This is a genomic window from Mucilaginibacter sp. P4_G9 (assembly GCF_056400985.1).
The window spans coordinates 1-12,877 of record NZ_JBFUKF010000141.1; the positions used below are offsets into that span (position 1 = coordinate 1).

The window sequence follows — 12,877 nt, forward strand, 5'->3', positions numbered from 1 at the left end:
CGATACCTGCGGTTGACAGTATAAATTCATAGGTAAAAATAGGGCAATCAAACCGCACGGCTACAGCAATGGCATCTGATGTGCGGGCATCAATCTCAACCGAGCGTTTACCATCGCTGCAAATCAGCTTTGAATAAAAGATCCCATCCACCAGGTTATAAATAATAATTTCCTGAACCTCTATTTGATAGGCCTGCGCAAAGCTCTTAAAAAGATCATGCGTAAGCGGACGGCTCGGGGTCATTTTTTCTATCTCGATAGCGATAGCCTGTGCCTCAAAACTACCAATAATAATAGGTAACCTGCGTCTGCCGCTTACCTCACCCAAAACTAAAGCATAAGCGCCGGATTGCGTTTGGCTATATGATAGACCTACAATATCCAGCTTAATTTTTTTCATGTTGTTACCCATCGCACCTGTTATTTTATGCTGAAGCCTTATACTCTTTAACTGCCGCTATTAATTGGGGCACCAYTTCAAATGCATCACCAACTATGCCATAATCTGCCACTTTAAAAAATGGAGCTTCCGGATCTTTGTTAATAACCACTATAACTTTTGAAGAACTGATGCCTGCCAGGTGCTGAATGGCTCCTGAAATTCCTATCGCAATATACAAATTTGGACTGACAGCTATGCCGGTTTGTCCAACATGTTCGCTATGGGGTCTCCAGCCGGCGTCTGATACCGGTTTTGAGCATGCCGTGGCAGCACCCAATAAGCCGGCAAGCTCTTCAATCATACCCCAGTTTTCGGGCCCTTTAAGCCCCCGGCCTGCCGAAACAACTATCTCGGCATCTGGTAATAAAACTTTATCTGTTGCGCGAACTATTTCTTTGATCATCGCTTTAAAGTCAGATTCTTTTGTTTCAACACTAAAATCCTCCACCTGTGCTGTACCTCCGGTTTCTACAACTTTATAGGAGTTTGGCACCAAAGCAATAACTTTATTAGCTGATGTTAATTCAACCACAGCAAATGCTTTGCCCGAAAATGCGGTTTTCTTTACTGTAAATTTACCACTATTTTGCTCAGGTAACGCAACAACGCCGTCGGCAACTCCGGCTTCCAGCTTTACTCCCAAACGCGGCGCTAAACCACGGCCAGAGAATGTGTTGGATAATACTACAATATCAGCGCTTTGTTTTTTGGCGGCTTCGGCTATAATTGATGCATAGGCCTGGTTTACAAAGTTTTTGAGCTTATTGCTGGTAACATTTAATACTTTTTCGGCACCGTATTTACCTAAAGAAGCCAGTTCGCCAGCCGCTACATCGCCAATTGAAATTGCCACAAGGCTGGTTTTATTCTGATCGGCAATAGCCCGGGCGTAGCTTACCGCTTCAAAAGTTGATTTTTTGAACTTTCCGCCGGCATTTTCCGCATATATTAAAACTGACATATATTATGTGTTTTGTAAAGATCGATTTGAGTTGAATTAAATAACACGTGCTTCGGTATGTAAAAGTTCAACCAGTTTAGCTGTATCACCGGCTGCAACCAGTTTTACCTGCCCACGAGGGGTTGGTGTTTCATAACTGATGATCTCTGAAAATGTTTTTACTTCCACAGGCTCAACAACAGTTAAAGGTTTGGTACGTGCCGACATAATACCCCGCATATTAGGGATCTTAGGTTCTGCCACGCCCTCAGCAGCACCGGCAACAAAAGGGTAAGGGATAGTCAGGATCTCTTTACCGCCTTCAATTTCACGCTCAACCGTAGCGCTGCTTTCATCTGCATCCAGTTTTTTGATGATGGATACCGATGGAAGATCAAGCAACTCGCCCAGCATACCTGCTACCTTTGATCCGTTATAGTCTATAGATTCACGGCCCGTCAGGATCAGGTCGAAAGGGTTAGCTTTTACATATTGCGCTATCTGGTAAGCTACATACCAGGCATCATGAGGCTTGGCATTTACACGTACCGCATCGGTAGCGCCAATAGCCAAAGCCTTACGGATGGTAGCCTCTGTGCTTACCTCGCCAACATTTATAACAGTTACTGTACCTTTACCGCCATCGGTTAGTTCAATAGCTCGTGCAAGTGCTATCTCATCGTAAGGATTTAATATAAATTGAACACCATTTGTATTAAATTGGGTGTTGTTATCAGTAAAAGTTATTTTTGTGGTGGTATCAGGAACATTACTTATACATACCAGGATTTTCATATCAATAGGTTTTGGCAAATTTAAATAAAAAAGATAGAGTTTAAAATGGAGTTGAGCAGATTAGATAAGCTACTTGAATTTATAAAGAATGAACCCAACGACGAGTTTTTAAAATATGCGCTCGCCACAGRATATCTCCGTCTTAATCAGGTAGATAAGGCATTGAGTTACTATGAAGACCTTGTTAACAATCATCCGGATTATGTTGGCACTTATTACCACTTAGGTAAGCTTTACGAGGCGCTCAACCGCAAGGATGATGCCATAGCTACCTACGAAAACGGCATGAAAGTAACAAAAGCCAAACGTGACAACCACGCTTTTTCTGAATTACAGGCTGTTTACAGACAGGCCATTGGGGTTGAAGAGGACGATGATGACTATTGATTTTGTTGATGTTTGATGGTTTACAGTTCATGGTAACTTCATTTGATTTTGAATTTCAATTGTCAAATTAGTAGCGAATATTCTTGCCATGAACCATGTACTATCAGCCATGAACCCCATACCCAACTATGACCTGATTAACCAATGAGTATAACCAAGCGACACCTGCTTTTTCTCAGAGATGTTTTAATATATACCTTCACCGCTTTTGGCGGGCCGCAAGCCCATATTGCGGTATTACTGCGTGAGTTTGTACACAAGCGGCGTTACATTACCGAAGAAGAGTTGATGGAGCTGAACGCCCTGTCGCAGGTATTGCCCGGCCCCTCATCAACACAGACGCTGGTAGGGATAGCCTGGAAAGTAGGAGGGCTGCAGCTGGCCTTAATTACCTTTATGATATGGATACTGCCATCGGCGGCTATCATGGGCATGGCAGCCATCAGTTATAAAATGTTTGCCAACCAGGTTAAGTTTAATCATGTTATAAGTTATGTACAGCCCATGGCTGTGGGTATTGTCGCTTACGCTACTTATAGTTTTGCCCATAAATTTTTAAAAACAAGGGTAAGCACCATGCTGGCCATCGGATCACTCGTCGCAACGCTTATTTTGCAAAACGCCTACGCATTTCCTTTACTCATCTTGCTGGGAGGGATCATATCATCGGCAATGGAAACCCAGCCCCAGGAAAACGAACTGCGGGTAAAGCTATATTCAAATGTAAACCCCAACAAAGTGGCCTACTTTATAGGGATCTTGCTGTTTTTTGCTGCTTTGGGTGCTATAATTAACCAGACATCGCCATTCAGTTTGCCTATTCGTTTGTTTGAGAATTTTTACCGCAATGGTATACTGATATTTGGTGGCGGGCAGGTAATGGTGCCGCTAATGTATACCGAGTTTGTAGAAGTGAAGCATTACTTAAGCAGCTCTGAGTTTCTTTCGGGCTATGCTTTACAGCAGGCTTTACCCGGTCCAACGTTTTCGTTTACTTCCTTTTTGGGAGGGATCACCTTAGGTAACAAAGGCTATGGCATTGGCGGGCAGGTTATAGGCAGTATTGTAGCGGTTATAGGTGTTAATACACCCGGCCTTATCCTTATTTTGTTTATTGTACCATTTTGGGAAGACCTGAAAAAAATAACCCGTATTAAAAACTCTTTAAACGGTATCAACGCCGTAGCGGTAGGTTTTATGGCGACAGCATTAATATTGTTAGTACGCCCATTTGGCGGTAACTGGATAGCATATATACTGATGCTTGTCACATTTTTATTGCTTCATTTCACAAAGATAAAAACGCCGCTGATAATTTTGATCGGGGTAGTTTTAGGGCTGATAGTTTGATTTGGGAATTAAATAAGTTACATACATCTGCTCATATCTAATTTGCACATCAAAAAGCTCCCCCTTCAGGGGGCTGGGGGGCTAAAATGGCGGTTCATCATCAATATCATCCATTCTTGAAGGACGAATAATGAAGTTGCTTTGTTTTTCAAAATCCTGTGATGGTGCAAGGCCGGAGAAAGCACTACCAGAGGCAGGAGGGAAGCCATCCATCCCTTCTTCAAGGTTTGTGAACTTCACATATTTACCAACAAATTTTAGTCTTACCGTGCCGGTTTCACCGTTACGGTGTTTGGCTATAATTACCTCGCCTACACCTTGTGTGGGGTTACCATCTTCGTCTTCAGTTAAGCCATAATATTCCGGACGGTAAAGGAATAACACCATATCCGCATCCTGCTCAATTGAACCCGACTCACGCAAATCTGATAGCATTGGCCTTTTAGAGTTACCCGGCCTGGTTTCAACCGCACGGCTTAACTGCGATAGTGCGATTACCGGTACGTTTAATTCTTTGGCCACCGATTTAAGTGCACGCGATATACTACCAATTTCCTGTTCGCGGTTACCGCCACCTTTGCCCTCGCTTTTACCATGCATTAACTGTAAGTAGTCAATGATGATTAGCTGAATATCGTGCTGAGATTTTAAACGGCGGCATTTAGCCCTGAATTCAAATATATTTAAAGCCGGGGTATCGTCGATAATTAAAGTAGCTTGCTCCAAACGGCCAATTTTGGAGTGGATCTGCTGCCATTCCCATTCCTCTAAAGTTCCTTTACGGATCTTTTCCTGCTCAATTTCGGTTTCGCCGGATATTAAACGGTTAACCAACTGAACTGATGACATTTCGAGCGAGAAAACTACAGTTGGCTTGTCAAAATCGACGGCGGCATTACGGGCGCAACTTAACACAAAAGCCGTTTTACCCATCGCCGGACGTGCAGCGATGATTACCAGGTCGGATTTCTGCCAACCGGAGGTCATGCGGTCAAGATTGGTGAAGCCGGATGCCACACCTGTTAAGCCGTCCTTTTTATCTTTAAGAGCTTCAATGTCTTTTAATGCCTCGTGTACCAGGTCGTCCATTTTACGGGCGTCACGGCGCAGGTTATTCTGGGCTATTTCAAAAAGGTTTTTTTCGGCTTTATCCAACAGGTCCAATACGTCGGATGTATCTTCATAAGCGCTCTGGATCACCTCTGTTGAGATCCGGATCAGTTCGCGCTGGATAAATTTTTGAATGATGATACGGGAGTGAAACTCAATATTGGCTGCGGACGCAACACGGCTGGTGAGTTCGGTGATATAATAAGCCCCGCCTATCATCTCCAGTTCGCCAAGCTTGCGTAGCTCTGCGGTTACAGTGAGTATATCAACCGGCTGCGATTTTTCAAAAAGCAACTTTATGGCCGAGAATATTTTTTGATGATTATCACGGTAAAAAACCTCGGGTTTTAAAACATCGATCACAGATGACAGCGCATCTTTTTCCAGCATCAATGCCCCTAATACCGCCTCCTCAAGATCTGTTGCCTGGGGCGGAAGTTTCCCCAGCCCACTATAAGGAGTTGGGTTAGTTATCCGGCTACGACGTTCGTTGGTGTTGGGCTTGTTATACTGGCTCTCGTTATCAAAACTCATAAGGCAACAAAAATATACAAAAATATTTCAGACCGGAAACTATTCAACTAACATAGTGTATTGAGCTTTTAAACCAATCATTATCAGCTTGATAATTTGAGGTGCGAAATTAACATACTATTGTTAATAAAGTGTTGGTGTACAATAACAACCCTTGGTTATCAATATGTTAACCCAGTGTTGATAACGTTTTGGCATGTTAACTATTAAAATTGAACCATAATGCCAATCGAGTTCAATAACTGCTTAATCAATTAATATAGCTACTTTTGCAAAATAATTCAATAGTAAAAATGACATTTAATTCAAGACCTCAGCGCGAAAGTAATCAAATGGTTTTTGGCATCAGGGCCATTATGGAAGCCATTACTTCGGGTAAAGAAATTGAGGCATTATACATTCAGCGTGGTGCCGGCGGTGGTTTGTCGCATGAGTTGAAAGCTTTGTTAACCGAATATAACATAACCGCCCAGCAGGTACCAGTTGAAAAGCTTAACCGCTTAACGGCAAAAAATCACCAGGGTGCTGTTGCTTTTATTTCACCTATTATTTATCAAAAAATTGAAAATATTATTCCCGAGGTGTTTGAAAAGGGCGAGGTGCCACTTATTCTTGTTTTAGATTCGATAACCGATGTACGTAACATGGGGGCCATTGCCCGTACAGCAGAGTGTGCCGGTGTGCATGCTATTGTGATACCGGCTAAAGGATCGGCACAAATAAATCCYGACGCTATTAAAACATCAGCAGGGGCATTGTATAAGATCCCGGTTTGCCGCCACGATAATTTTATGCAAACTGTAAGGTTTTTACAGGAATCAGGCCTGCAGCTGGTTTGTTGTACCGAAAAAACCAAAGATGATATTTATGTGCCGGATTATACCGCGCCAACCGCCATTATCATGGGATCAGAAGAGGACGGAATCCGAAACGAGATCATCCGGATCTCAGATCATCTTGCCAAGATCCCCATGTTTGGAGAGATCGAATCGCTTAATGTATCCGTATCTACCGGGGTAATTTTGTATGAGGCGATAAGGCAACGGACGGTAGCTCCCTTAAGGTAGTGCATTTGATGTGCAGATTTCAGATGTGCAGATTTTAAATGAATATATGGATGATTGTAAGTTATTAAATTAAAAAGGCCCGGTTTTATTGAAACCGGGCCTTTTTTTCATCTGCACATTTGAAATCTGTAATCTGCACATCTAAATATACTTTGCCCCAAATTTACTTTTCACATCAGCCACAACCTGTTTTACATTCTGTTCCTGGTCGCGGGGGCAAATGAGCAGGGTRTTGTTGGATTCTACTACGATRAAGTCATGCARWCCCTTCAGTATAACCAGCTTTTCGCCCGGTACGTTTACCATACAGTTGGATGAGTCGTACATGATCACCTTCTCCGACGGGATAACGGCGTTGCCTACATAATCCTTTTCGGCAAGGTCATAAATGGAAGCCCAGGTACCCAGGTCGCTCCAGCCAAACTCCGATGGCAGCACATAAACATTATTGGCTTTCTCCATCACCCCATAATCTATYGAGATATTAAYGCAATGCTGGTAAGCTTTATGAAYGTAMGATTTTTCTTTATCYGTATTRTAGTACGGTTTGGCATCYGTAAATATCTCGTGCATCTCGGGCAAATAGGTATCAAAYGCTTTTACTATCGCTTTTGCCGACCATACAAAGATGCCCGCRTTCCATAAAAAGTCGCCGCTCTGGATGAAGGTYTTGGCTATCTCCAGCGTGGGCTTTTCGGTAAARGTTTTTACTTTATGAAAATCTTCATTAATSGTATTTCCGCTGTATTGAATATAACCATAACCGGTATCCGGTCTTGATGGCTTGATACCCAACGTTACCAGGCAATCATGTGCTGTGGCAGTTTGCAGCGATTTTTCAATGGCGCTTATAAAGGCATCCTCATCCAGTATCTGCTGATCCGATGGGGCTACTACAATAGCTGCATCGGGATTCATACTTTCTATCTTGAAACAGCCATAAGCAACACAGGGAGCAGTATTACGCATTACCGGCTCGGTTAGTATCTGTTGGTCTTCCAGATCCGGAAGCTGGACTTTTACCAGCTTGGCATAATTTTCATTGGTTACTATATAAATATTTTCTTTGGGGCACACTTTCAGGAAGCGTTCGTAGGTGTTTTGTATTAATGTTTTGCCGGTTCCTAATATATCGATAAATTGTTTGGGATGAGAAGCACGGCTTATCGGCCAAAAACGGCTGCCTATTCCGCCTGCCATAATAATGGCATAGTAATTTTTGTTYATGTGTAATTTTAAGAATTAAGCTGAATATAAAAAAATCAAAATACAGTAATGATACGTTCCGGACTAAAATACAATAACAATATTAATTAAGATGTGTTTTTATTACAGATTTATTAACAATTTACTTAGTTAGCTCAAAACACGAAAAATTTATCGTTAAATCTTTAATACGCCTATTTGCCTGGCAGCAAAATCCGGGAACAGTACCTTGTCATTATTTACCTTTAAATGCTTGTCGGCTACCTCACTGAATACATTTCTAAAATCGGTTGTAACGGCCAAGTCACGGCCATCTTCCAGGTTTTCAACGGCTAATGGCTGCATGATGCCATGCACCTTGCCACCATTAACATTATTGCCTAAAATAAAATTACATGAAGCGCGACCATGATCTGTACCACCGGTACCGTTTTGATGAACGGTACGCCCGAACTCAGTCATAGTCATTAGGGTAACTTCATCCTGATAGTTGCTGCCAATATCTGTCCAGAAAGCCATCATACTATTGCTAAGGTCGGTCACGTTACGGGCAAATATACCATTAGCTGTACCCTGGTTAAAGTGTGTATCCCAACCATTCGATTCCGTAAAGGCAATCTCCAAACCTACATTCATCTTTATAAGCTGGGCAATTTGTTTTAATGAACTACCTAATACCGAGTTTGGATAAACAGCACCATTAGCAGGTGTATAATTTTTAACGCCGGCCCTTTGCAGTATTTTTAACGCATCGAAACTTTCTTTGCCCGTATCTTTCAATAAACCTGGTGCAGCTTGATCATATAGCTCCTCGAAGCTTTTTGCGGCAATGTTGGCCCCCATAGGGTTGCCGCGCATTTGCAGGGCAAAATCCTGCAGGTTGCTGATAGCCACGGCCGGGTTATCGCCATAAAAGGATCGTGGTATTGCTGATGTTAAGCTTACCGCTGTAAATGGCGTTAAAGCATCGTGTCCTAATAAACCAACCGCCCTGTTAAGCCAGCCGCTTGCTGTACCTTTATTAAAAGGGGTTCCGCTTTCCATGTAATCCTGGGCATCAAAATGTGATCTGGTGTTATTTGGCGAACCGATGCCATGCACGATACCCAACCTTTTTTCGCGGAACATTGGTTCAAAAGCTTTCATGGATGGATGCAGGCCAAATCTACCATCCAGATCAATCAGCGGATTATCATTGCCATTTTTAACCGCATCCATAAATAAATTAGGGCGGCCTTCTTTCAGATATTGATCCGTAAACGGGGTAACGGCCATCAGGCCATCCATCGCTCCGCGCTGAAATATACATACCAGCGTTTTTCCTTTTTTGTATGGCGCTATTATTTTATCCTGCGCAGCAGCTTCGGCAATAAACGCCGGGATGCCACCCATCAAACCAACACCAAATAACGTTAGCCCACCAGCTTTTAAAAATCCTCTTCGTGATAACATGATCTTTATTTTTATCAGATTAACGCCTTTGATACTCCGGCGAACCTATTATTATCCCTACTACCTGCGCCAACATTGATTTGGGTTCACCTCCCTTTGGCATTACCCGCATCTTTGCCCCGGTATCAGAACCAGCTGAATCATCAGGCATCAAAAGCCCGTCATTTACCCGAGTTGAAGCATTATTGCTTGCTATATTTACCTTTATCATTAACTGTGGATCATTCAGCATGGGGGCAAGCTGTTTTATTGCTTTATCCAGGGGCCTTTCTGGCATAATGATCTTACTGTAGGTAATCAGTGCAGCCTGCGCGCTTTCGGGCTCGTGGTTATTGTTCAGTTTTAGCAGGTCGAACTTTACACCGGGTATCCGCCCGGAAGCAAAAGCCAGCCCAAAATTCATCCGGTTCAATAAAGCTCCGGTGTTTATCCAATATTGTCCCTTATCGGGGAAGCCCGTTGGGGCCTGGTAATAATATATTTTTTCGCCCATCCTGGTTATCCAGTTATATAACTGGTAAGGCTGGGTTACCCGGGCATTCAAGCTCCGAACGGTATTGATAGCCAGCTCAAACGGCGATTTTGTTTTTTCCCGCAAAGCCGACGCTGCCCAAAACTCAGGGGCCGCAACCATAGTTATAAGCACCTGTTTAATATCACCATTGGTACTTAAAAAAGTTTTGGCCATCTTATTTACCAGGGCTTGCGGGGGCGCATCACTCACAAATCTAACTGCCAGTTTACGTGAAATAAACTTTGCGGTTGATTCCTGATGCGCCAGCATACTCAACAATTGTACGCCTTCATCATATCCTCCGTTGGGGCCAAAATGTTTACCCAGTACTACTTTCTCACTGTTATCGTGTCGATTAAGGCTAAATAAAAAGTCGCCATCATGCACAAATCCGCCGATAGCGGTTTTCTTCTCTATAGCTTTTAACGAGATGTCATTCCCTTTATCATAATTTTCCATCGGATAAACCGACCAGCCTGTAAGTATCTTTGCCGCCTGCGTTACATCCTGTTGTGTGTATCCACCGTCAACACCAAGGGTATGCAATTCCATTACCTCGCGTGCATAGTTTTCATTAAGGCCACGTTGCTGCCTTACTTTTTTTAGTTTATTCATCAGCATACCTTGTTTACTGCTATCCGGCAGCGCATCGGGCATCATTTGTTGCTTAGGTACAATTGCAGACGAACTGCTAAAATTATCAAGGTAGTACAACATTGCAGGAGATTTTGCAGTAGCCAGCAGGATATCATTGAATTTGCCCAAAGCATTAGGCCGTATTACATCGCGCTCGTAATCCGGAATAAATCCGGCACATTGGTTTTTGGTGATGGATACATTAAAATGATTAAACCAAAAGCTGGTCATCACCTCCAGAAGCTGATTATTACTATATGCTGCTCTTAATATTTWTTGATTGATAAACTGACGAAAGAGTTCTTGCTGAGGCTTCATACCATTTTGCTCCATATAATCCTGTAGCATTTTTTTGTATTCCGCTTTATCGCTTTGTATCGAATCTTTATTGATGATTCCGCTTTTTATGGCCCTTTGAGCTACCTGTCCAGGGCGCGGATATATATTAGCTATTTCGGTATTGCTTAGCTTAAGTGCATCAAAATGGTCTAACTGCCGGTTAAGTGAATCGTCGGGCAATTTGCCGTTAAGTTGCKCACCGAACCATTTTTCGAGGCCCTCTTTTGCAACTGCGTCAACTTCACCAGGTGTAGCTCCATAGGTAAAACGGCTTAATAAGTGGGCAGCAGCTTGCCTTTTTGTAAGACCAGCTTGTTTATAAGGAAATTTGGGGGTATCATTAGCATTATACCTGCTATAGAATGAAGAAAAAATAAGGAAAGCACCAACCAAAACAAATACCGATAGAAAAGTGCTTTTTACTGATTTCATACTAAGCTATTAGCGATTGACAATTATATGACCTAAAGACCTACCAAAGGTTTAATCTTATTCATTTTAATTTATAAATGCGAAGTGTTAAGAAAACAATAGACCTGCAAAACAGTTTTACAGGTCTTTTATTAAGTATTTTTTAATATTAATTAAATGCAAATCGTTCTGCGGCCATATCAGCAATGGCGTTGCCTATGGCCAACGATGCCGTTGCTGCCGGCGATGGTGCATTTAAAACATGAAGCATATTATCCTTTGCTTCAATTTTAAAGTCATCGAGCGTTTCGCCATCGGCAGATATGGCCATTGCCCTTACACCTGCCCGGCCAGGTTGCAAATCGTCCATTGTAAGACTTGGGATGAGTTGTTGTAAACCAGTTAAAAAACGTTTTTTTGAAAATGCACGTCTGTATTCATCCAAACCAAAACGCCAGTGTTTTACAAAAAGATTCCATGTTCCTTTAAATTTTAAAGCCTCAATAGTGTCACCTAATGAAAAATCAGTTTTTTCATATCCTTCCCGTTTAAATACAAAAACCGCATTCGGGCCGCATTCTACTGTACCATCAATCATACGGGTAAAGTGTACGCCCAGGAAAGGAAACTCCGGGTTAGGCACCGGGTAAATAAGATTTTTCACCTTATTTTTTCCTTGTATTGTCAAATCATAATAATCGCCCCTAAAACCAACAATATGAGCTTCACTTGGTGCACCGGCGCTTGATGCAAGCCTATCGGCCTGCAGGCCGCCTGCAGTAATTAAATACTTTGTATTAAAGTTACCCTTATTGGTAATTACAGTTGTGTAATTTGTATGGTGTTCAAATGCTTTTGCTGCACAATTAGTCACCACTTTGCTTTCGGGAAACTTAGCTTCAAACAGTTCACGGTATTTACGGGTAACTGCAGCAAAGCTGATGATGCCTGTACATGGTACCCAAATGCCTTCAATTCCTTCGCAATAGGGTTCTATTTCCTTTATTTTTTTGCTGTCAATCTTTTCGATACCCTCTACCCCATTAGCAAGGCCATTATTAAATACCTTATTCATGTGAGCCAGCTCGGATTGCTTGGTGGCTACAATGATTTTTCCACAGATATCATGAGGTATCTTATTTTCCTGAGCAAAGGCAACCAGTTCGCGTCGGCCGTCAACACAAAGTTTGGCTTTATAGGAATTTGGTTTGTAATAAATACCCGAGTGAATGACGCCTGAGTTGTGCCCTGTTTGATGCGCTGCTACTTCACTTTCTTTTTCAAGAACAAGGATTTTTTTATCGGGATTGCGTGTATTGATCTTATAGGCAGTAGCCATACCTACAATACCTCCGCCTACAATAATGAGGTCATATCCGTTTTCCATTCTTTTAAATAAGTAGCCCAAAGCTAAATAAAGGAGAAATATTATAAGGCAAAAATCTATAAAAGCCAAAAAGCTCAATTTTATCCTGAAGACAAAATTGAGCTTTTTATTTTTAACCGTGGTTGCTATTTGTTATAGTATGTAAAATCCTTGTGGTTTATCTCCGTTTCGGGTAACGATTTAAAGTAATCAAGGGTGATCTTTAAGCCCTCGCTCCGCGAAACTTTGGGCTCCCAGCCTAATATTGCCTTGGCCTTGGTAATATCCGGGCGCCGCTGTTTGGGATCATCGGTTGGTAATGGCAGGC

11 protein-coding genes and 1 pseudogene are annotated in these 12,877 nt (G+C 42.3%); 3 read left to right on the top strand and 9 right to left on the bottom strand.

Translation table 11 applies throughout. The features are described from left to right. The 3 genes from AC1DPZ_RS13515 to AC1DPZ_RS13525 all read right to left on the bottom strand — a co-directional run. Nucleotides 1-400 (bottom strand): bifunctional nuclease family protein (locus AC1DPZ_RS13515; RefSeq protein ID WP_477404154.1); only part of this gene is annotated, 400 nt, incomplete at its 3' end. Between the two features lie 25 nt (nucleotides 401-425). Further along, a complete protein-coding gene (locus tag AC1DPZ_RS13520) occupies nucleotides 426-1,403 on the bottom strand; it encodes an electron transfer flavoprotein subunit alpha/FixB family protein (RefSeq protein WP_477404156.1) in 978 nt (325 codons plus the stop codon). Nucleotides 1,404-1,439: 36 nt separating this feature from the next. Next, nucleotides 1,440-2,177, bottom strand: a complete 738-nt coding sequence (locus AC1DPZ_RS13525; protein ID WP_477404158.1) for an electron transfer flavoprotein subunit beta/FixA family protein — start codon at nucleotides 2,175-2,177, stop codon at nucleotides 1,440-1,442. 45 nt (nucleotides 2,178-2,222) lie between these two features. Here AC1DPZ_RS13525 and AC1DPZ_RS13530 point away from each other — a divergent pair, with 45 nt between their 5' ends. After that, complete coding sequence (locus AC1DPZ_RS13530) at nucleotides 2,223-2,564, top strand: tetratricopeptide repeat protein (RefSeq protein ID WP_477404160.1); 342 nt, start codon at nucleotides 2,223-2,225, stop codon at nucleotides 2,562-2,564. A 144-nt stretch (nucleotides 2,565-2,708) separates the two neighbouring features. Next, complete coding sequence (gene chrA / locus AC1DPZ_RS13535; protein ID WP_477404162.1) at nucleotides 2,709-3,914, top strand: chromate efflux transporter; 1,206 nt, start codon at nucleotides 2,709-2,711, stop codon at nucleotides 3,912-3,914. An 81-nt stretch (nucleotides 3,915-3,995) separates the two neighbouring features. Here the strand turns inward: chrA and dnaB are convergent, their stop codons facing one another. Further along, nucleotides 3,996-5,558, bottom strand: coding sequence for a replicative DNA helicase (gene dnaB / locus AC1DPZ_RS13540; protein ID WP_477404164.1), 1,563 nt, complete (start codon nucleotides 5,556-5,558; stop codon nucleotides 3,996-3,998). 293 nt (nucleotides 5,559-5,851) lie between these two features. Here dnaB and rlmB point away from each other — a divergent pair, with 293 nt between their 5' ends. Continuing rightward, complete coding sequence (gene rlmB / locus AC1DPZ_RS13545) at nucleotides 5,852-6,625, top strand: 23S rRNA (guanosine(2251)-2'-O)-methyltransferase RlmB (protein WP_477404166.1); 774 nt, start codon at nucleotides 5,852-5,854, stop codon at nucleotides 6,623-6,625. Nucleotides 6,626-6,766: 141 nt separating this feature from the next. Here the strand turns inward: rlmB and AC1DPZ_RS13550 are convergent, their stop codons facing one another. The 5 genes and pseudogenes from AC1DPZ_RS13550 to AC1DPZ_RS13570 form a co-directional block, all read right to left on the bottom strand. Then, the gene (locus AC1DPZ_RS13550; RefSeq protein ID WP_477404174.1) at nucleotides 6,767-7,852 is read right to left on the bottom strand and encodes a mannose-1-phosphate guanylyltransferase; all 1,086 of its coding nucleotides are present in this window, start codon (nucleotides 7,850-7,852) and stop codon (nucleotides 6,767-6,769) included. Between the two features lie 156 nt (nucleotides 7,853-8,008). Beyond that, nucleotides 8,009-9,283, bottom strand: a complete 1,275-nt coding sequence (locus AC1DPZ_RS13555) for a DUF1501 domain-containing protein (RefSeq protein WP_477404168.1) — start codon at nucleotides 9,281-9,283, stop codon at nucleotides 8,009-8,011. Between the two features lie 19 nt (nucleotides 9,284-9,302). Further along, complete coding sequence (locus tag AC1DPZ_RS13560; RefSeq protein WP_477404170.1) at nucleotides 9,303-11,204, bottom strand: DUF1800 domain-containing protein; 1,902 nt, start codon at nucleotides 11,202-11,204, stop codon at nucleotides 9,303-9,305. Between the two features lie 148 nt (nucleotides 11,205-11,352). Beyond that, on the bottom strand, nucleotides 11,353-12,570 hold the full coding sequence (gene lhgO / locus AC1DPZ_RS13565; RefSeq protein ID WP_477404172.1) for an L-2-hydroxyglutarate oxidase: 1,218 nt from the start codon (nucleotides 12,568-12,570) through the stop codon (nucleotides 11,353-11,355). Nucleotides 12,571-12,695: 125 nt separating this feature from the next. Next, a pseudogene (locus AC1DPZ_RS13570) lies at nucleotides 12,696-12,877 on the bottom strand (SDR family NAD-dependent epimerase/dehydratase); the annotation flags it as partial.